Source organism: Sulfitobacter sp. EE-36, assembly GCF_000152605.1.
In the GTDB taxonomy this organism is placed as follows: domain Bacteria; phylum Pseudomonadota; class Alphaproteobacteria; order Rhodobacterales; family Rhodobacteraceae; genus Sulfitobacter; species Sulfitobacter pontiacus.
Map to the genome: position 1 here is coordinate 662,596 of NZ_CH959310.1, position 19,804 is coordinate 682,399.

The 19,804-nt window shown below is 61.2% G+C and carries 22 protein-coding genes; 15 read left to right on the forward strand and 7 right to left on the reverse strand.

Annotated features, from left to right (window positions below; genetic code table 11):
* Positions 1–47 precede the first annotated feature (47 nt).
* Both EE36_RS05845 and EE36_RS05850 read right to left on the reverse strand, forming a co-directional pair.
* Positions 48–665: a ribonuclease HII gene (locus tag EE36_RS05845; protein ID WP_039911658.1), complete on the reverse strand. Its 618-nt coding sequence runs from the start codon at positions 663–665 to the stop codon at positions 48–50.
* 186 nt (positions 666–851) lie between these two features.
* The gene (locus tag EE36_RS05850) at positions 852–1,430 is read right to left on the reverse strand and encodes a hypothetical protein (RefSeq protein WP_005850412.1); all 579 of its coding nucleotides are present in this window, start codon (positions 1,428–1,430) and stop codon (positions 852–854) included.
* Positions 1,431–1,619: 189 nt separating this feature from the next.
* Between EE36_RS05850 and EE36_RS05855 the strand changes: the two genes are divergently transcribed.
* Together EE36_RS05855 and EE36_RS05860 are read left to right on the forward strand one after the other, a co-directional pair.
* Entirely contained in the window at positions 1,620–1,913 is a 294-nt protein-coding gene (locus EE36_RS05855; RefSeq protein WP_005850413.1) for a hypothetical protein, read from the forward strand.
* Positions 1,885–2,589 (forward strand): hypothetical protein, encoded by a 705-nt coding sequence (locus EE36_RS05860; protein ID WP_254655546.1) that lies wholly within the window; start codon positions 1,885–1,887, stop codon positions 2,587–2,589. The genes EE36_RS05855 and EE36_RS05860 overlap by 29 nt, the downstream gene beginning before the upstream one ends.
* A 78-nt stretch (positions 2,590–2,667) precedes the next feature.
* Here EE36_RS05860 and EE36_RS05865 read toward each other — a convergent pair whose 3' ends face one another.
* A complete protein-coding gene (locus EE36_RS05865) occupies positions 2,668–3,705 on the reverse strand; it encodes a LacI family DNA-binding transcriptional regulator (protein WP_005850417.1) in 1,038 nt (345 codons plus the stop codon).
* Between the two features lie 118 nt (positions 3,706–3,823).
* Between EE36_RS05865 and EE36_RS05870 the strand changes: the two genes are divergently transcribed.
* The 8 genes from EE36_RS05870 (at position 3,824) to EE36_RS05905 (ending at position 12,653) form a co-directional block, all read left to right on the forward strand.
* Positions 3,824–4,846 carry a TRAP transporter substrate-binding protein gene (locus EE36_RS05870; RefSeq protein WP_005850419.1) on the forward strand — a complete coding sequence of 341 codons (1,023 nt, stop codon included), beginning with the start codon at positions 3,824–3,826 and terminating at the stop codon, positions 4,844–4,846.
* Between the two features lie 60 nt (positions 4,847–4,906).
* Positions 4,907–5,482 (forward strand): TRAP transporter small permease subunit, encoded by a 576-nt coding sequence (locus tag EE36_RS05875; protein ID WP_039911660.1) that lies wholly within the window; start codon positions 4,907–4,909, stop codon positions 5,480–5,482.
* Complete coding sequence (locus EE36_RS05880) at positions 5,482–6,807, forward strand: TRAP transporter large permease subunit (protein ID WP_005850423.1); 1,326 nt, start codon at positions 5,482–5,484, stop codon at positions 6,805–6,807. Before EE36_RS05875 ends, EE36_RS05880 begins: the two co-directional genes overlap by 1 nt.
* 10 nt (positions 6,808–6,817) lie before the next feature.
* Positions 6,818–8,602: an IlvD/Edd family dehydratase gene (locus EE36_RS05885; RefSeq protein WP_005850424.1), complete on the forward strand. Its 1,785-nt coding sequence runs from the start codon at positions 6,818–6,820 to the stop codon at positions 8,600–8,602.
* A 4-nt stretch (positions 8,603–8,606) separates the two neighbouring features.
* Positions 8,607–9,512: a sugar kinase gene (locus tag EE36_RS05890; RefSeq protein WP_005850425.1), complete on the forward strand. Its 906-nt coding sequence runs from the start codon at positions 8,607–8,609 to the stop codon at positions 9,510–9,512.
* 93 nt (positions 9,513–9,605) lie between these two features.
* On the forward strand, positions 9,606–10,382 hold the full coding sequence (locus EE36_RS05895) for an aldolase/citrate lyase family protein (protein WP_005850426.1): 777 nt from the start codon (positions 9,606–9,608) through the stop codon (positions 10,380–10,382).
* On the forward strand, positions 10,379–11,554 hold the full coding sequence (locus EE36_RS05900; RefSeq protein ID WP_005850428.1) for an MFS transporter: 1,176 nt from the start codon (positions 10,379–10,381) through the stop codon (positions 11,552–11,554). Before EE36_RS05895 ends, EE36_RS05900 begins: the two co-directional genes overlap by 4 nt.
* 76 nt (positions 11,555–11,630) lie before the next feature.
* Positions 11,631–12,653 (forward strand): aspartate-semialdehyde dehydrogenase, encoded by a 1,023-nt coding sequence (locus EE36_RS05905; RefSeq protein WP_005850430.1) that lies wholly within the window; start codon positions 11,631–11,633, stop codon positions 12,651–12,653.
* Positions 12,654–12,752: 99 nt separating this feature from the next.
* Here the strand turns inward: EE36_RS05905 and EE36_RS05910 are convergent, their stop codons facing one another.
* Both EE36_RS05910 and EE36_RS05915 read right to left on the reverse strand, forming a co-directional pair.
* Positions 12,753–13,352: a hypothetical protein gene (locus EE36_RS05910; protein WP_005850432.1), complete on the reverse strand. Its 600-nt coding sequence runs from the start codon at positions 13,350–13,352 to the stop codon at positions 12,753–12,755.
* A gap of 40 nt (positions 13,353–13,392) precedes the next feature.
* Positions 13,393–14,043, reverse strand: a complete 651-nt coding sequence (locus tag EE36_RS05915) for a carbonic anhydrase (RefSeq protein ID WP_005850433.1) — start codon at positions 14,041–14,043, stop codon at positions 13,393–13,395.
* 149 nt (positions 14,044–14,192) lie between these two features.
* On the opposite strand from EE36_RS05915, the gene EE36_RS05920 reads away from it, so the two are divergent.
* From EE36_RS05920 to EE36_RS05930, 3 genes are all read left to right on the forward strand, one after another.
* A complete protein-coding gene (locus EE36_RS05920) occupies positions 14,193–14,570 on the forward strand; it encodes a hypothetical protein (RefSeq protein ID WP_005850435.1) in 378 nt (125 codons plus the stop codon).
* 67 nt (positions 14,571–14,637) lie between these two features.
* Positions 14,638–16,020, forward strand: a complete 1,383-nt coding sequence (locus tag EE36_RS05925; protein ID WP_005850437.1) for a M17 family metallopeptidase — start codon at positions 14,638–14,640, stop codon at positions 16,018–16,020.
* Positions 16,017–16,826 (forward strand): C40 family peptidase, encoded by an 810-nt coding sequence (locus tag EE36_RS05930; RefSeq protein WP_005850439.1) that lies wholly within the window; start codon positions 16,017–16,019, stop codon positions 16,824–16,826. The genes EE36_RS05925 and EE36_RS05930 overlap by 4 nt, the downstream gene beginning before the upstream one ends.
* Before the next feature lie 31 nt (positions 16,827–16,857).
* Here EE36_RS05930 and EE36_RS05935 read toward each other — a convergent pair whose 3' ends face one another.
* Positions 16,858–17,208, reverse strand: a complete 351-nt coding sequence (locus EE36_RS05935; RefSeq protein WP_037953992.1) for a DUF2794 domain-containing protein — start codon at positions 17,206–17,208, stop codon at positions 16,858–16,860.
* A 113-nt stretch (positions 17,209–17,321) separates the two neighbouring features.
* Here EE36_RS05935 and paaI point away from each other — a divergent pair, with 113 nt between their 5' ends.
* Together paaI and paaK are read left to right on the forward strand one after the other, a co-directional pair.
* On the forward strand, positions 17,322–17,759 hold the full coding sequence (gene paaI / locus EE36_RS05940; RefSeq protein ID WP_005850442.1) for a hydroxyphenylacetyl-CoA thioesterase PaaI: 438 nt from the start codon (positions 17,322–17,324) through the stop codon (positions 17,757–17,759).
* Complete coding sequence (paaK, locus tag EE36_RS05945) at positions 17,756–19,066, forward strand: phenylacetate--CoA ligase PaaK (RefSeq protein ID WP_005850443.1); 1,311 nt, start codon at positions 17,756–17,758, stop codon at positions 19,064–19,066. The genes paaI and paaK overlap by 4 nt, the downstream gene beginning before the upstream one ends.
* Here paaK and EE36_RS05950 read toward each other — a convergent pair.
* Positions 19,063–19,680 (reverse strand): TetR/AcrR family transcriptional regulator, encoded by a 618-nt coding sequence (locus EE36_RS05950; RefSeq protein WP_005850445.1) that lies wholly within the window; start codon positions 19,678–19,680, stop codon positions 19,063–19,065. The two genes, paaK and EE36_RS05950, sit on opposite strands and share 4 nt — an antisense overlap.
* Between the last annotated feature and the right edge of the window lie 124 nt (positions 19,681–19,804).

A 19,804-nucleotide genomic window follows, 5' to 3' on the forward strand; every position in this document is an offset into this window, starting at 1 on the left:
CCGACAGACGATTCCTGGTCAATTTCTTTTTTGAATCAAGTGGTTAGTTATTTATCTTGATACAACATGTTGTGTACGGGCTTGAACAAACGTCTATGGTGTGGGGTCACACCAATTTTTTGCAACGCCTCCATGTGCTTTTTCGACCCGTATCCCATGTTGGTTTCCCAGCCATATCCGGGGTGCTGTTGCGCCAAGGACAACATGACACAATCTCGACATATTTTGGCCGCAATTGAGGCCGCGGAAATCGACTGCGACCGGGCGTCTCCCTTGACCACGGTTTCGGCAGGCAAGGTCAGATCGCGCGGGATCATATTGCCGTCGATCAACGCATAATCGGCGGGGGTCTTCAGCCCCTCCAGCGCGCGCAGCATGGCAAGGTGGCTCGCCCTCAGGATGTTAAGCTCTTCAATCTCTTCGACCGAGGCATGGGCAACGCTGACATCCGCAACCTGCAAAAGCTCTTCATACAGGCGTTCTCGCGCAGTTTTGGTCAGCTTTTTTGAATCGTTCAGCCCCTCGGGAATGCGATCCGGGTCCAGCACCACGGCAGCAGCAGTGACCGGCCCCGCCAAGGGCCCGCGCCCCACCTCGTCCACGCCGGCGACCCGCTCAAAGCCGCGCGCATGGGCGGCCCGTTCAAATTCAAAATCTGGTTTCATGACCCGTGAAAACCCCAACCCGCACCAAAGCTCAAGCCCCGCCCAAGCGAATTGTGACCTTGCGAAGACTGCGATGTCACAATCGCAAAAGATATCCACAGCACATAAGAAAGGGAGGGATGCCCGAACATCCCTCCCTTCCCCACCCGAGAGCATCGAAATGCCCCCGGTAATGGCACGCTGAGATTAACCGCGCGCCAAACTGTATCCCGCGCCGCGCAGGCAGCGGGCGTCATACCCATAGCGGGTGCCCCGATGGGTCCGGATCTGCTGCGCGCATTGCTGCGGCAGACGGTTGGCATGACGGAAATTATTCTCAAGACAGCGGCGGCCGAACATCAGCACCTGACCGCGACGCGTGTCGAAGCTCTGGAAACACTGTTTGGGCAGCAGCTTGGCGTTGGCATGGGTGCGATGCTGCTTGTGCTTGTAGCCCTTGGGCAGCGGACGCGGCTCTACCCGATGGCGCGATTGCGGCGCGCGGTAGACGGGCACGCGCTCGGCCCGTGGAGGGCGTGGGGCGCGGTACACAGTGTTTGGCGCATGGCGGTGCTTTGACACTTCCTGCCGTGCGCGTTCCTCGTCGCGCTTGTTCTTGTCGTGAATGATCTTGCCAACAATGGCCACGCCCAGAACACCGACCGCGATTTTCGCCAGATCCCTGTTGCGGTCGCCCGCGGCGGCGGGGGCAGCGGTAAGGGCGGTGATAGCGACGGCTGCGGCTGCAATCGAGGCGATGAATTTATGGTGCAATGTAAAGCGCATTGTCTGATCCTTTCGGTTGGGGGCAACATGGGAAGCACCCCATGCAAAGCCATCAAGAGCGAGGCCGTGGGATCAAACTGGCCGCACCCCCCTCAGACAGGCAATAACACCCCCCTGTTATCGAATAACAAAGCGGTACAGACCCAATGGATATTGAATATCCGCCCGGATAGGCGCAGTCTGATCGTCATGAAACACATCCTCCTTTCCCTGGCTGCTGCGGGGCTTCTGGCCCTCTCCGCCCCCTCTGCCCAAGCGGCGGAATGTTTTGCCGATTACAAGGCAAAACAGGAAAACCCCTTGCGCCTGCATTATGGTGTGGCGCAGGTATCCGGTGACTGCAGCCGTGCCTCGGCGCAGGCCCAATTGACGGACCGGCTGGCTGCACATGGCTGGACGTTGCTGACGATCGTCTCTGTCTTTGGCAAGGATGGCCTAAACCAAAGGAAAGCGAGTGCCGGACCAAATTTCCTCCGCTTCTGAGATGCGCCGCACGGGCGGGCGTTTTGTCGGCGGTGGTATCGCGGCCGTCGTGGCGATCATTCTGATCGGCGCAGGGCTGTTGCTATGGGCCTTGCCCGACGCCAATGCCTTTAACGCGCAGGTTGAACGCATCTTTGTCGAGAACGACGATCTGACTACTCAGGCTGAAATCAAACTGCTTGAAATTCTCGCACAATCGGGCACCGCGTTTTCCGAAACCCTGTCGAGCTACCGGATCGTGATCATCGTGCTGCTGGTCTTTGCGACGGCCATGCTGGTCGCGGCGCTGGTGTTCCTGATCATGCTCGTGGGCTTCAACCGCCGCATGGCGCAGATCGAACGGGTGGGGATACAAGTAAACTCGCTCCTGATCAGCCGCGAGGAAAACACCGTCTATCTCAACAACCTCGGCTTCAAACTGACCGCCGCCGCGATGGAAACGATGTCGGTCCTTGCCGAAGCGCGCATGGATGACGACGTGCTCTCAGGCTCCGAGATCGAGGGCATGATCTCGGGCCGGATCGCCGCTGACTGCGACGAAGCAGCAGGGGCCACGCGCATCAAACGTCTGCGCGATACATTGGGCAACCAGATCGTGTCGGAACTGCTGGTCAAGAATATCGCGCGGCGCGGCTATATGCTGGCCATCGACAAAGACGTGATCAAGGTTATCTGACCTCTTCATTTTGCCCTGAAAACTCCGGGGGAGTCGCGCCTGCGCGACGGGGGCAGCGCCCCCCTGCCCGATCTCGTGCTATTCGCGAGGGTATCCCCGCCTTGTCGATCCGCGCTTTATCAGTTCCACGCCGAGCCGGATATGCGGCGTTTGGATGGTCGCGCGGTCAGCGATTGCGTCCCGAAGCAGGGTCATTGCCCCTGCGCCGACCTCGTAGCGCGGCGTCGCGACAGAGGTAATGCCCGGGTTCAGGTGCCGCGACATTTCAAGGTCGTTGAAGCCGCAGATACCCAGATCGTTGGGGACGTTGATGCGACGGCGTTCGGCCTCGAACAGCGCGCCGGCGGCGAGGTCGTCGTTATTGCAGAACACAGCATCGGTGTCTGGCGCTTGCGCAAGAAGATCGCTCAGCAGTTGCCCGCCCATACCCACCGAGGACGGGTGGGTCGTCGTAATCACGCGAATCGGGTCATACACCCCGCGCGCCTGCGCTTCGGCTGTGAAACCCGCAAGCCGCGCCTGCGAGCGCGGGTCCATTCGCGCGCCCAGAAATCCGGGCTTTTTATACCCCGCATCAATCAAGTGCCGCGTGCCTTCGACCGCACCATCGTAGTGCGAGAACCCGATCATGAGATCAATCGGAGAGTCCGACACGTCCATAATCTGCACAACGGGACAGGGGGCGGACTTGAGCAGGGTCCGTGCGGCGTCGGTTTGGTCGATCCCTGCCACAATCAGCCCCGCAGGGCGCTGACGCAGGAAGGTACGCAAAAGGTTTTCTTCCTTGCTAGGGCTATAGCGGAAATTACCGATTTGCACCGATAAGCCTGACCCGTCGATCACATCGTAAACACCGCGCAAGACGTCAGAAAACACCGCGTTGGTCAACGATGGGACCAGCAGACCCACCACATTTGTCCGCTCGGACGCAAGCGCCGAAGCGGCTTGATCCGGTACATACCCAAGCAGTTCGATCGCAGCCTGAACCTTCTTTCGCACACCGGCCGAGACCATGTCGGGGGCACGAATCGTCCGCGATACCGTGATAGCGCTGACACCGGCCTCTGCCGCGACTTCATTCAACGTAACCCGCTTGTATTTAGTGTTCTTTTCCATGTGATAAAACCTATCACGTGCACAGGTCTTTGGGAATAGTTGACAGATGACAGCGCTGTCATTAGCGTCCGCCCATCGTCACCGTTTACGGTCACGACTTTTTAGGGAGGATAAACACATGCGCTTTACCGCTAGGCTTCTGGCCGCAACCGCACTTGTCAGCGCCGGGCTGGCCGGTGCCGCTGCTGCACAAGAATTTTCGCTCAAGTTCCAGTCATCTGATCCGGCAGGCAACGCCAACTTCTTGCTCCAGCAAGAATGGGCAAAAGACGTCGCCGCCAAAACCGACGGCCGCGTCGAGGTCGATCTGCTGCCCGTCGAAACAATCGTCGCCCATACTGAATCTCAGGATGCCGTGGCGGCTGGCATTATCGATGGCCACGTTACCGACACTTCTTACTTCGCAGGGAAAGAGCCGGCGTTTGGTCTGATTGCCAATCCGGTCGGGGCATGGTCAGACCCGCAGCAGATGTTCGACTTTATGGAGAACGGCGGCGGCAATGAGCTGATGAACGAAATGCTTGAACCCTACGGTTTGCATTTCATCGGCGCGACGACCCCCGGCCTCGAGGCGTTTTTGTCGAAGGTGCCGCTGGACGGTGTGGACGATCTGAAGGGGCTGAAAATGCGCGCCCCCGAAGGCATGGTGCAGAAAGTCTTTGCCGCGGCTGGCGCGTCTCCGGTCAACTTGCCTGGCTCCGAGGTGTTCACCTCGCTTGACAAGGGCGTGATCGACGCGGCGGATTATACCGTTTTCTCGACCAACCACGCGCAGGGCATGCATGACGTGGCGAACCATCCTGTATATCCCGGCTTCCACTCCATGCCGCTGGTCGAGGTGTCGATCAACAAAGGGGTATGGGATTCGATGCCCGAGGATATCCAAAGCGCCTTGGTGGAGTCCGTAAAAGACTTCCGGCAACTCCAGGTGTCGACCTTGGCCGAACGTGACATGGCCGCGGTAAAAGAAGCCGAAGCCAACGCCGATATCACCGTGCACAATTGGTCCGATGAAGAGCGTGCGAAATTCCGCGCCTTCGCCAAGACCGAATGGGAGAAGGCGGCCGAAGCATCCGACGCATCGCGCAAGGTCTATGACACGCTGACGGCCTATCTCGAAAAAAACGGGTTGCTGCAATAAGCGCCGAAGCACCAGCACCCTTCCGGACAGACCGGAGGGGTGAACGCTCGGGAGGGGCATATGCAAGACAGGACAGATCCCAACGTCGCGGCCAGCGCACCAGTGGATATTGACGCACCCAAGGGGGCGATCCCGGAGGCCGGGCTGCTAGGGCGCGGCATCGACCGGATCGGCATCCTTTTTGCCTTTGCGATCCTCGCCTCTGCCGCGATCCTCGGGATCGAGGTGGTCTTGCGCTATGTCTTTGACGCCCCCACGATCTGGGCGCATGAGACGGTGATCTTTCTGAACGCCACCGCCTTTGTTTACGGTGGGCTCTATGTGGTATCGCGGGATGCGCATATCCGTGTGGTCCTGATCTACGATTACCTGTCAGCCCCGTGGCGGCGCGTTTTCAATGTGGTGATTTCGCTGGTCTGCCTCGTGGCGACAGCCTTCTTCGGCTGGGCCGCATGGCAAAGCCTTGTGCGGGCGGTCTGGACGCCAACCGGCGCGATCCGGCTGGAAAGCAGCGGCAGCGCATGGGATCCGCCCACGCCGGGGATGCTTAAGATCTTTCTCTTTACAATTCTCGTGGTCATGGCCGTGCAGTTCGCTGTGCTTGCTTGGAACTACATGACAAAACAGGACCGGTGATGGACCTTCTCACAGCGCTGTTCGACTTTAAAGCCATGGGGATCGAAGTGGCGACAGGGGCGATGTTCGTCACCTTGTTCCTGCTGCTGATCACCGGCATGCCACTGGCTTTCGTGACCCTGCTCGTGGCGCTGATCTTTGCGCTTGGCTGGTTCGGGCCAATGGCCGTGCCGTTGATCACCAGCCGCATCTTCAGCTTCGTCAATTCCTTCGTCTTCGTGTCCGTACCGATGTTCGTATTGATGGCCGCGATCCTTGATCGGTCGGGCATTGCACGCGATCTGTTCGACGCCATGCGCGTGGTCGGTGGCCGTCTGCGGGGCGGCATCGCGATCCAGACTTTGCTGGTCGCCGTGGTGCTGGCCGCCATGTCTGGCATCATCGGGGGCGAGGTGGTGCTGCTGGGTCTGCTGGCGCTACCCCAGATGTTGCGGCTTGGCTATGACCGGCGTTTGGCCATCGGCGTATGCTGCGCGGGCGGGGCGTTGGGGACAATGGTGCCCCCGTCCATCGTCTTGATCATCTATGGTCTGACGGCGTCCGTCTCCATCGGGGATCTGTTCACCGCGTCCTTCCTGCCCGGTCTGATGCTGGCAAGCTTCTATATCATCTACGTGCTGGTGCGGGCCTATATGAACCCCGACATCGCCCCGATCCCGGAACCGGACGAGACCTCGACAGCCGAGAAGATGCGTCTGCTCAAAGGGTTGATCTTGCCAATCATGGTGGTGATCTTTGTGCTGGGGTCGATCTATGGCGGCATTGCCTCGGTCACCGAAGCCTCTGCCATCGGGGTGATCGGCGTGACCCTGTCCACGATGATCCGTGGCGAATTCACCACAGAACTGATGGTGGGCGCGGCCAAGCGGACCCTCGCGACCGTCGGGATGATCGTCTGGATCGGGATCGGTGCCTCGGCACTGGTCGGGGTCTTTAACCTGATGGGCGGCATCACCTTTGTCTCTAACCTGATCACCGGCGTGTCCGACAATCCAACTGTGATTGTCTTGTTCATGATGGCGATCCTCTTTGTCCTTGGGATGTTTCTGGACTGGGTAGGGATTGCGTTGCTGACCATGCCGATCTTTGTCCCGATCATTCGCGATCTTGGTCTTGATCCTGTGTGGTTCGGTGTGGTCTTCGCAATGAACATGCAGGTCAGCTTCCTGTCGCCGCCCTTTGGTCCCGCCGCCTTCTATCTCAAGTCGGTGACACCACCCGATATCTCTTTGGGAGAGATCTTTCGCTCTCTCCTGCCCTTCATTGCCCTTCAAATCCTCGCGCTCGCTATTCTCATTGCCTTCCCGGGCGTGACCGGCCGCTGAAAGACGAATTATGACCGACACCAAATCTCTGCGCTCCCGTAAGTGGTTCGACAATCTCGACGATCCGGAGATGACCGCGCTTTATATTGAACGCTACCTGAACTACGGGCTCACGCTTGAAGAACTGCGGTCAGGCAAGCCGGTGATCGGGATCGCGCAGACCGGCAGCGACCTGAGCCCTTGCAACCGCCACCATATCGAGCTGGCCAAACGGACCCGCGACGGGATCATCGCCGCCGGAGGCATCCCGATGGAAATTCCGGTGCATCCTATCCAGGAAACCGGCAAGCGTCCGACCGCGATGCTGGACCGTAACCTCGCCTATCTTAGCCTCGTCGAAAGCCTGTATGGCTACCCGATCGACGGCGTCGTGCTGACAATTGGCTGTGATAAAACCACGCCGGCGCTGCTGATGGCAGCGGCGACGGTGGGCATGCCCGCCCTGGCCTTCTCTGTCGGACCGATGCTGAACGGCTGGCACCGGGGCGAACGCGCAGGATCGGGGTCGGTGATCTGGCAGGCGCGGCAAGAGCTGGCGGCCGGCACAATCGACGCCGAAGAATTCCTCGAGATCGCGGCCTCTTCCGCCCCCTCGGTCGGGTTCTGCAACACAATGGGCACCGCGTCGACGATGAACTCCCTGTCAGAGGCTTTGGGCATGCAGTTGCCCGGCGTTGCCTCTATCCCCGCACCCTACCGCGAACGCGGGCAAGCGGCCTATCATACGGGAAAACGTATCGTTGATATGGTCCATGCAGACCTGCGCCCGGCCCAGATCATGACCCGCGAAGCCTTCGAGAATGCCATTGTCGTCAACTCCGCGCTTGGCGGTTCAACAAACGCGCCGATCCACCTCAATGCCATCGCCGCGCATCTTGGCATCGCGCTGAGCAACGGAGATTGGGAGGAATTCGGCCACGCCGTGCCACTCCTCGTCAATATGCAGCCGGTCGGCACCTATCTGGGCGAAGACTTCCACCGCGCGGGGGGCACAGCCGCTGTGATCGGTGAATTGTTGCGGGCCGGGCTTTTGCCACATCCCGATGCGCTGACTGTGACCGGTCAAACGATCGCCGAACTCTACACCGACACGCCGATCCTTGATGAGGATGTGATCCGCCGCGCGGCGTCACCGTTGAAACCCAATGCGGGTTTCCTGAACATGCGCGGCAACCTGTTCGACAGCGCCTTGATGAAAACCTCTGCCATCGACGCGGGCTTTCGGGCGCGCTATTTCTCGAACGCACAAGAGGCTTTTGAAGGCCGTGTCGCGGTATTCGACGGGCCAGAAGACTTTCACGCCCGCATCGATGACCCCGCGTTGGGGCTGACCGACGACAGTGTTCTGGTGATGCGTGGCGCAGGGCCCAAGGGCTATCCCGGCGGGGCCGAGGTGGTGAACATGCGCCCGCCAAGCTATCTGATCAAACAGGGCGTCCGCGCCCTGCCGTGTATCGGCGACGGGCGGCAGTCGGGCACCTCTGGCTCGGCGTCGATCCTTAATGCGTCGCCCGAAGCTGCGGATGGTGGCGGGCTTGCGCTGCTGCAAGACGGCGATCCGATCCGCATTGACCTGAAACAGCGCCGCGTGGACGTGCTGCTGGACGAAACCGAGCTTGCCGCGCGCCGCGCTGCGCTGGACGCTGCGGGGGGCTATGCGCAGCCAGAAAGCCAATCCCCCTGGCAAGAGATCTTCCGCGAGAAAGTACGCCCCTTCTCCGAAGGGATGGTCTTTGAAGGTGCGACCGAATACCGCGACATCACAAGCCGCGGCCTGCCGCGCAACAACCACTGACCCCATGCGCGACTTCGATATCATCTGCATTGGCGAACCGCTGGTCGAGTTCAACCAGATCAAGGGGACGCAGTGGCATCAGGGGTTCGGTGGTGACGTGTCAAACGTCGCCATTGGCGCTGCCCGTCTCGGCGCGCGCAGCGCCATCGCAACGCGCTTGGGCGACGACGGTTTCGGGCAAGAGCTTCGCAATCTTTGGAGCCGCGAGGGCGTCGATGCCTCCTGCGTTGCGACGGACGCATCAGCTCCGACGGGGCTCTACTTCGTGCGGCACGGGTCAGATGGGCACCGGTTCGAATATCGTCGCGCAGGCTCTGCTGCCAGCCGAATGACCGCAGACAGCTTGCCTGTCGAGGCCATAGAGCGCGCCCGGTTCACCCATCTGTCCGGCATCACTCTGGCGATCAGTGCCAGCGCGCGCGATGCCGGTCTGGACGCGATGCGTATCGCACGGGCGGCCGGACGGCAGGTGTCTTTCGATCCGAACTTGCGGCTGGCGCTCTGGCCCCTTGAGCAGGCCCGTTCCGTGATTATCCAAGCGCTCGGGCTGGCGGATATCGCGCTGCCGGGTCTGGATGACGCGCGCCAGATTACGGGGCTGGACACCCCCGAAGACATCGTGCGGGCATTTCATAAAATGGGGCCGGACATCGTCGCCCTGACCCTCGGAGAGGACGGCGCACTTCTGGGGCACGCCGGAACGATAACGCATATCCCCGGCGTTCGGGTCACTGCCCTCGACGCCACAGGTGCCGGAGACTGTTTCGACGGGGCCTTCCTGACCCGCCTGTCAAAAGGCGACACCCCCGAAGCCGCATGCCGCTACGCCGTCGCGGCCTCTGCGCTGTCCGTCCAGGGCTATGGGGCCGTCGCCCCGCTGCCCACTGTTGCCGACATGGCGGCGGGTTAAGCAAGCGCCTGCGCGACGGGGGCAGCGCCCCCTCTGGACACTCCGTGATGCTTGACCCTAGGGTACGCCGAAACAGCACCAAGGATCATGCCCATGCCAGCCCCCTTCAACGCATTCAAACAGGCTTTGAAACAAGGCGACACCGTCTTTGGCTGCTGGCTGGGTCTTGCGGACACCTATAGCGCCGAACTGATGGGGACCGCCGGTTTTGACTGGCTGGTGATCGACGGGGAACACGCACCGAACGACCTGCGCTCTATCATGGCGCAGCTTCAGGTGCTTGAAGCCTCTGACAGCCACCCCGTCGTGCGCGTCCCCGTGGGGGAGACCTATCTGATCAAACAGATGCTGGATGCGGGGGCGCAGACCCTGCTGGTGCCTATGGTGGATAACGCCGATCAAGCCCGCCAGCTGGTGCGCGATGTCACCTATCCACCTCACGGCGACCGCGGCGTCGGCTATGCGCTGACCCGCGCCGCGCGTTTCTCGCAGATCGCGGATTACGGCACCACGGCGGATGATGAGATCTGCCTGCTGGTGCAGGTCGAAAGCGTGAGGGGCCTTGAGAACCTGAATGCGATCCTCGCGGTCGACGGGATCGACGGCGTGTTCATCGGCCCTGCGGATCTGGCGGCTGATATGGGGTACATGGGCAATGCGCTCCACCCCGAGGTGCAAGACGCGATCATGACCGCGCTGCACAAGATACACGCGGCGGGCAAGGCACCGGGCATCTTGTCGACCCACGACGACATGACCCGCGACGCGCTTGAGGCCGGGGCGCAGTTTGTTGCGGTCGGGGCGGATGTTCTGCTGCTCAGCCACGCGGCGCAAGCGCTTGCGGGCAAATGGCGTGACACACTGACATGACACGCGGGGTAGCTTTGTTGGGGCTGGGCTATGTGCTCAGCCAGTTTTTCCGTGCCTTTCTGGCCGTGCTCAGCCCGTCACTGCGGGTTGATCTGGGGGCCACGCCCGAAGACCTCGCCTTTGCGTCGGGGCTTTGGTTCTTCTCCTTTGCGGCGATGCAACTGCCTGTGGGATGGGCGCTGGATACAGTCGGGCCGCGACGCACCGCGGCCAGCTTGCTGTTGGTGGGCGGGGGCGGCGGGGCGGCTTTGTTCGCGGTGGCGACGCAGCCGCTGCACATCAATCTGGCGATGGTCCTGATCGGGATCGGCTGTGCGCCGGTGTTGATGGGAGCCTACTATATCTTTGCGCGTGAATTCGCACCAAGCCGCTTTGTCGTGCTCGCCTCCGTCATGGTGGGCATCGGCACGCTTGGCAATCTCGTCGCCTCCTATCCGATGGCGATTGCGGCGGAAACGATCGGCTGGCGCGCGTCGCTTTGGGGGCTTTGCGCCATCACCACGCTGACGGCGGTTGGCATCTGGAGCGTCGTGCGCGACCCCGCCACCCCCGAAGGGGAGCAACGCGGCAGCCTTCTTGGCGTGTTCAAGATCAAGGCGCTGTGGTTCATCTTTCCCATCATGAGCGTCAGCTATGCCCAGGTCGGCGCGTTGCGCGGGCTCTGGATCGGTCCCTATTTCGAGGATGTCTTTGCCGCGAACGCTCACCAGATCGGCTGGGCGACCCTATTGATGGGCATCGCGATGGTGGCAGGCAGCCTCGCCTATGGCCCGCTGGACCGCGTGATCGGCAGCACGAAATGGGTGATTGTCGGGGGCACGGCGCTGAACCTCGCGGCCTTGGTGGCGCTTATGCTTTTCCCCGACAGCGGCATCATTCTTGCCACCGCGCTGATGGCCGCTGTCGGTTTCTTTGGCGCGACCTATGCGGTGATCATCGCCCACGGCCGCAGCTTTATGCCGCCGCAGCTGGTCGGGCGGGGCATGACCCTGTTGAACCTGTGCAGCATTGGGGGCGTTGGCGTGGCGCAGTTCCTGTCGGGCCGCGTCTATGCGGCCAGCCAGCCTGCCGTCACCGCGCAGGCCCCCTATGTGATGATTTTCACCCTGTTTGCCGTGCTCATGGCAGCGGGTCTGTTCGTCTACCTGTTTTCCCGCGATGCAGGCGAATAGGCCACGCCCCCTTCCCCCGCGGGCCCAAGCGGTATAAGAGGCCCGCACCATCACATTTTAGTATTGGAGTTTTAAGATGGGTTATCGCGTCGTCATCGCGGGTGCCACAGGCAATGTGGGCCGTGAAATGCTGAACATTCTGGCCGAGCGCCACTTCCCTGTAGACGAAATCGTGGCACTTGCCTCGCGCAAGTCTATGGGATCCGAAGTCAGCTTTGGCGACAAGACGCTCAAGACGAAAGACTTGGATACGTTCGACTTCACGGGCTGGGATATGGCGTTGTTCGCCGTCGGTTCGGAAGCGACCAAAAAATACGCGCCCAAGGCCGCCAAGGCCGGTTGCGTGGTCATCGATAACTCGTCGTTGTACCGCTACGATCCCGATATCCCGCTGATCGTGCCAGAGGTGAACGCCGACGCGATCCACGATTATTCCAAGAAAAACATCATCGCGAACCCGAATTGCTCGACCGCGCAGATGGTTGTCGCGCTCAAGCCGCTGCACGACCGCGCCACGATCAAACGTGTTGTCGTGTCGACCTACCAGTCGGTGTCCGGTTCGGGCAAAGACGGCATGGACGAACTGTGGGACCAGACCAAATCGATCTACAACCCCACCGACGACAAGCCCGCGAAGAAATTCACGAAACAGATCGCCTTTAACGTGATCCCTCATATCGACGTGTTCATGGATAGCGGTGACACGAAAGAAGAGTGGAAGATGATGGTAGAGACGAAGAAAATCGTCGATCCCAAAATCAAGGTCACAGCGACCTGTGTCCGCGTTCCGGTCTTCGTGGGCCACGCCGAATCGATCAACATCGAGTTCGAAGAGCATCTGGACGAGAACGAGGCCCGCGACATCCTGCGCGAAGCCCCCGGTATCATGGTCATCGATAAGCGCGAAGACGGTGGCTATGTCACCCCCGTTGAGTGTGCGGGCGATTTCGCAACCTTCATCAGCCGCATCCGTCAGGACAGCACGATCGACAACGGTCTGAACCTGTGGTGTGTCAGCGACAACCTGCGCAAGGGTGCCGCATTGAACGCCGTGCAGATCGCGGAACTGCTGGGCCGCGAAGTGTTGAAAAAAGGCTAAGCGCCCCCTGATCTTTATGTCGGGAAAGGCCAGTGCGATGCGCTGGCCTTTTTCATGTCCGGCATGTTCAGATCAACGCTGCCGCGGGCGCTCTGGCCATCAGGCGGCGCTCTGTTTGTCTGACAGCGTGGCAAAGTCGAACCACAGCTCTTGTTGCCGGTATCCGCCCTTGATCAGATGTCCGCGTCGCAGCACCTCGGGAAAGTCATCGGCCCAGTCACGGTAGCGGTCATTGCTCACGACAACCGCACCCATCTCGCGCGCGGCGGTCAGGATGAAGGGATCGGCCGGCGATCCGCTTGGCACGACCATCACCTGATCCACCGGCAGCTTCAGCATCGCCGCCAGCGCCGCATCATCTTTGTAAGCGTTCGTCAGCAGATGCCCTGCGTTGGCATCAAAGACCACGCCTGTCTTGAAGCCAAGGTCTTTCAGGGTCCGCACCACGTCCTGCACGGGCGTGATCAGCGGCGTGCCGCCCCACCAGTACATGACGTTTGACCCGTCAATCACCACCGCCCCACGGGCACTGCGCCGGGATTGCCCCGCCAGCCAGACCCGCGCCTCGCGCAGGAGCAAGATAGCGCTGGCGATGGCACAAGGCCCCGCCAGCAAAACCAGATCCCCCCAAACCGGCTGGGAGGTCGCGATGACCGTACCAATGATCGACACGGTCAGCAAAAGCGCAGGAACGATCACGCGCAGGTGCCGCCGGAACCGTCCCTGTCAGACCAACCCATTATACGGGCCGGAACATCTCTTTATCGGCGCTATAGCACTCAAGCCCGCCCTCGCCGATGTTGTGCCACAGGCCGTGCAACGTCAGCTCGCCCGCTTTGACCTGCTGCGCCACAAAGGGGAACGTCATCAGGTTCTCAAGAGAGGTCATAACAGCGTGTTTCTCAAGCTGGCGCGCCTGCTCTTTCGGGTCTTCGATGTCCGATACCGCATCGTATTTCGGGCGCAGGATATCCATCCACCGACCGACAAAGCTGTCTTTGGCATCCAGCGCTGGCGCGTTGCCTTTGCACATGTCCAGACAGCCCTGCACACCGCCACAGCTGGAGTGACCCAACACGATAACATGCGCGACCTTCAACGACTGAACCGCATATTCAACCGCGGCCGACGTCCCGTGCTGCTGCCCGTCAGGCTGGTAAGGTGGCACCAAGTTGGCGATATTACGGTGAATAAAGAATTCACCCTGATCCGCCCCAAAGATCGATGTTACATGCACGCGGCTATCGCAGCACGAAATGATCATCGCACGAGGATGCTGCCCGTCGGTGGCCAAACGGCGGTACCATGCCTCGTTTTCAGCGTAACTGGTTGCTTTCCATCCGTGATACCGTTGAACCAGATAATTCGGGAGCGGTTTCGCGTTATCCATCTCTGTCTCGCCTTTACTAAATTTTAGCCAAATTACTCTGAATTCGCATCATATTCGAGCGAAAACGCACACGGCCGTAAACGAATTGGACATCAATTGGCCGACATAGTGCAGATGCGCTGTGGGGGCGTAATGATGAGGTGACTCTAATGTATGTATTGCAAATGCGGCCAGTCGAACAAGTCCGCGTAGATCAGGAACGTCTGGGTATCCTGTATGACCAACTGGGTGAATCAGGGGCCGAAGATGTCGTCTGTCGCGCGATGGAGGAATTGGCCCTGCGCATGTCCCACTGCGACCGCCTGTATCAGGCATCCAACTGGCTTGAGCTGCGTAAAAACTGCCGGTCGCTGATTGCGATTGCCGAACAGGTGGGGCTGCAAAAGCTGGCAAACGTCGCGGGGGATGTGATCTGCGCGATTGACCAGAACAGTCATGTCGCGATCGGGGCGACGCTCACGCGGCTGATCCGCATCGGCGAACGGTCGCTGACCGCAATCTGGGACACGCAGGATGTGACCCTTTGACGGGCTTGCAGCGCCACAGGATACGTCTAGGCTGCGCGCGACTATCACGCACGAAAGGCCCAGCCCTATGTCCGCTCTCTTCGCCGATCCCTCCGCCGCTGCGATCCCGCTGCATCTGATTGCCTCCGATGCCCTGCCTGACTGGCTCGAGGGGCAATCCGATGCCACACGCACTTGGGTCGCGGCACAGGGGTTTACCGGCGCGTTGGGGCAGGCGTTGACGCTGCCGGGCGAAGATGGCGCGCTGCGCATGGCTCTGGCGGGCTACGGCACGGCCAGCGCCCGCAAACGGGGGCGCTTCTATCTGGCAGGTGCCGCGGCAAAGCTGCCCAAGGGCGACTATGAACTGCACGCCGACCTGCCCGCGACAGAGCTCGCGGTGGAGGCTCTGGGGTGGCTGCTCGCGTCCTATCGGTTTGACCGCTATGCCACGCAATCGCCGATGGCCGCCCGCCTTGTTGCGCCCGCTGGGATCGACGCCGATCACATCCGCGCCCTCGCCGAAGGGGAAATGCTGACCCGCGACCTGATCAACACGCCCGCCTCGGATATGGGCCCGCCCGATCTGGAAGCCGCAGCACGTAAACTGGCAGATCAACACGGGGCGCGGATCTCTGTCATCACGGGCGACGATCTGTTGGCGCAGAACCTGCCGCTGATCCATACTGTCGGCCGCGCCGCCGACCGCGCGCCCCGGCTGATCGACCTGACTTGGGGCAAAACCGGGAAAAAGCTGACGCTGGTGGGCAAAGGCGTGTGTTTTGACACCGGTGGGCTGAACCTGAAACCCGGCGCGTCGATGGGTCTGATGAAAAAGGACATGGGTGGCGCGGCGGCGGTACTGGGTCTGGCGCATATGATCATGGCCACGGGGATGGACCTGCAACTGCGCGTGCTGATCCCCGCGGTTGAAAACGCGGTCTCCGGCAATGCTTTCCGACCCCAAGACATCCTGACCTCGCGCAAGGGCCTCACGGTCGAGATCAACAATACCGACGCCGAAGGCCGGTTGGTGCTGGCCGATGCGCTGGCACTCGCGGACGAGGACAAGCCCGACCAGATTATCTCTATGGCGACGCTGACCGGTGCCGCACGGGTCGCCGTGGGCCCCGATCTTGCCCCCTATTTCAGCGACGATCCCGATTTCGTCGCCGCGTTGGAATCCGCTGCCGCCACCCACGCCGACCCCGTCTGGCGTATGCCCTTCCACACGCCCTACGAGCCGCTGATCGAACCCGGTATCGCCGATCTGGATAACGCCCCCTCTGGCGGGTTCGCAGGCTGTATCACCGCCGCGCTGTTTCTGCGCCGTTTCGTCACCGACAGCCCCTATGCGCATTTCGACATCTACGGCTGGCAACCAAGCGCCGCCCCTGCCCGCGCCAAAGGCGGCGTGGGTCAGGCCACACGCGCGCTGCATGCCAGCCTCGGGGCGATCTTGTCAAAATGACCGACCGACGCCTGCATCCCGACCCCGAGCGGATCACCGAAAAGACAGCGGCGCAGATCACCCTACCGGTCGTTGATCTGAACCGCAGCCCCGACGGCCCCCGCGACCGGCAAGCGCTCTACGGTGAGGCGCTGACCGTGCTGGATCGCACCGATGGCACCGCCTATGTGCAACTGACCAAGGACAACTACTGCGGTTACATATCCGAAACCGCCATCGGCCCTGCGGTCCGCCCGACTCACGTCGTCACCGCACCCGCCACCCACGCCTATGCGCGTGCCGATCTGAAATCACCGGATGTCAGCAGCCTCAGCTTTGGCAGCCGGGTTGTGGTGACGGGAACGGAAGGCCGATTTGCCCAGACCTCGCTTGGCCATATCCCGACCCAACACCTCGCCCCGCTGCCGCACGCTTTCCCGGACCCCGCCGCCGTCGCGGAGCTGTTTCTCGGCACGCCCTACCTCTGGGGCGGGAACAGCCGCTGGGGGATCGATTGCTCGGGCCTCGTTCAGGCCGCCTTCCTCGCCTGCGGCATTCCCTGCCCCGGTGACGGCGACCAGCAGCAGACCAGCTTTGCCGAGCCCGTGGCAGGTGCAGGCCCCGCCCCGCGCGACATCCAACGCAATGACCTCCTGTTCTGGAAAGGCCATGTGGCGCTGGTCCTCGACCCCGCCACGATGATCCACGCCAATGCGCATCATATGGCCGTGACCCGCGAACCCATCCAGGACGCGCTGACCCGTATCGCCAAAACCGACGGCCCGCTGACCGGGCACAAACGGCTAAACCCTTCCAAATGGCCTTAAATCCATCCGCCCCCTTATCCGGCGCGGCGGTCTAGGTGTCGACGGCGCGGATCATCTTGCGTTCCAGCACGCGCAGCACGGCAGCCAGATCCTGACCGCGGCGCAACACCTGTCCATTGGCCCCGATCACCGCGTACATCCCCTGCTTCAACCGCAGCTTGGGGCGTTTCTCGATCCGGTAAAGCGGCATCTCTGCAGTGCGTCTGAAGATTGAAAACACCGCGACCTCGCGCAGCGAAGAGATTCCATAGTCGCGCCATTCCCCCGCCGCGACCATGCGCCCATAGAGCGACAGGATCGGACCAAGCTCCGTCCGGTGAAAGGAAACCTGTTCGGGCGCGCGTTCATTCTGCGGGTGTGAGGGATGAATATGCACTGTCATGTTTTGACAGTTGCGCCCTTCGCCGCTCAAATCAAGAGAGCCACCGATCAATTCTCTTGAAAGCGTTACATTATCTGTGCAAGCATCCAAATTGTGAAACATAAAGGCCCGCCATGACCCCGCAACTCCGCGCCGAAAAATCCGCCGCTGCCATGTGGTCCACCGATACGGCCAGCCAGTCTTTGGGGATGCGCATCGACCATATCGCCCCCGGCGCGGCGAATCTGTCGATGGTGGTCACCGCGGCCATGTTGAACGGCCACGGCATCGCCCACGGCGGGTATATCTTCACCCTCGCCGACAGCGCCTTTGCCTTCGCCTGCAACAGCTACAACCAGCTTGCCGTCGCCCAGCAGAACCAGATTTCCTACCTCGCACCGGGGAAGGCTGGCGAACGGCTGCACGCGGCGGCGCGCGAACAATCCAGAACCGGACGCTCCGGCGTCTATGACGTGACAGTCACGGGGGAGGACGGGCGCACCATCGCCTTGTTCCGTGGCCTGTCACGCACCATCAAAGGCCACCATTTCGAGGAGGAAATGACCCCATGAAAGACCTCACGCCTGCCCGATCATCGCTTGACCCGATCGAGCTTGCCAGCCGCGATGAAATCAGCGCCCTGCAACTGGAGCGGCTGAAAAAATCCCTGCACCACGCCTATGCGAATGTGCCTTTCTACCGTCAAAGCTTTGATGCCGCGGGCGTCCACCCCGACGATCTGAACGACCTGAGCGATCTGGCGAAATTCCCCTTCACCGTGAAAACCGACCTACGCGACAACTACCCCTTCGGCATGTTCGCCGTGCCCCGCGACCAGCTGGCGCGCATCCATGCGTCCTCGGGCACCACCGGCCAGCCGACGGTCGTGGGCTACACCAAGAATGACCTCGCCAATTGGGGCAGCGTCATGGGGCGGTCCTTGCGCGCAGCAGGGCTGAAACCCGGCGACATGCTGCATAACGCCTATGGCTACGGGCTGTTTACCGGAGGGTTGGGGGTGCATCTGGGGGCGGATAGCCTTGGGCTAAGCACGGTACCGATCTCGGGCGGGATGACCCCGCGACAGGTCCGCCTGATCGAGGATTTCAAACCCGACGGCATCACGGTCACACCCTCTTATGCGCTGTCGATCCTGGATGAATACGCCCGTCAAGGCATCGATCCGCGCCAGTCTTCGCTGCAAGTGGGTATCTTCGGGGCCGAACCCTGGACCAATGCCATGCGGCTCGAGATTGAACAGGCGTTTGATATGCACGCTGTCGATATCTATGGCCTGTCCGAGATTATGGGCCCCGGCGTGTCCTGCGAATGTATCGAAACCAAAGACGGTTTGCACATCTGGGAGGATCATTTCTACCCCGAGGTCATCAACCCCGAAACCGGACAGCCCGTGGCCGATGGCGAACAGGGGGAGCTGGTTTTTACCTCGCTCACCAAAGAGGCCTTTCCCATCATCCGCTACCGCACCCGCGATCTGACCCGCCTGCTCGCCGGCACCGCCCGCAGCATGCGCCGGATGGAGAAAGTCACCGGCCGCAGCGACGACATGATCATCCTGCGCGGCGTCAACGTCTTCCCCACCCAGATCGAAGAGGCGCTGATGGCCACCCCCGGTCTCGCCCCGCATTTCCAGATCGAGCTCAGCAAGCCCGACCGCATGGATCAGATGCGGGTGCTGTGCGAATGTGTCGACGCCACCGTCGACGATGCCGCCCGGCAAACAGCGGCACAGCAGCTGGCCGCGCAGATCAAGGAAACCGTGGGCATCAGCGTGATGATCGACGTCGGCGATGTGAACACCATCACCCGTTCCGAAGGCAAAGCGGTGCGGATTATCGACAACCGGCCCAAGGGCTAAGCCGCGTAGCGCGCCAGAAACATATCGACCGCGCTGTCTACCACGCGGTCGATCTCTGCCTGAGAAATCCTGTCGATGATACCAAAGGTCAGTCGCAGCCAGACATCCCCCTTGCAGAGCTCTCCGAATTGGTCAGCCGCCAGTAGCGGGTCCTCCATAAACAACTGCCCACGGGCGACGGCGGTCTCGAAATACCCCGCCATCTCGCGCCGGACCACAGCTGGGCCGGAGTTATAAAAGCGCTGGCCAAGCTCGGGGAACCGGTCACATTCGGCCACGCATAGGCGAAACATCTGCTGACCAAAGGTCGATGTGATGAACCCCAGCAGATGCCGACCGGCCAGCCCCAGCACCACACGCGGCGGCGCATCGGTGTCGATACCTTCGAAAGCCTGCCGCGACTGGCGGGCACATTCGGTATCGGCGACCTCCATGAACAACAGGCGTTTGTCGGGGAAATAGCTGTACAGTGTCGCCTTGGACACGCCGGCGGCACGGGCAATCGCATCAACGCTCGCGCCCTCAAACCCGTCCGCCATGAAGACATCACGCGCCCCCGCAAGAACCTGATCGAATTTACGGCCCTTACGAACCTTGGTCTGGTCACTGGTCATGAAGGCTCCGGCAGTTTGAAAGGCAGAGTATAAACTGAACCGTTCAGTTCCAAGTCCCAAATGCAGCCCCCCAACCCCAAAGCCTGTGTATTTGCGTCACAGCACTGTTGCCCCGTTGCACGAA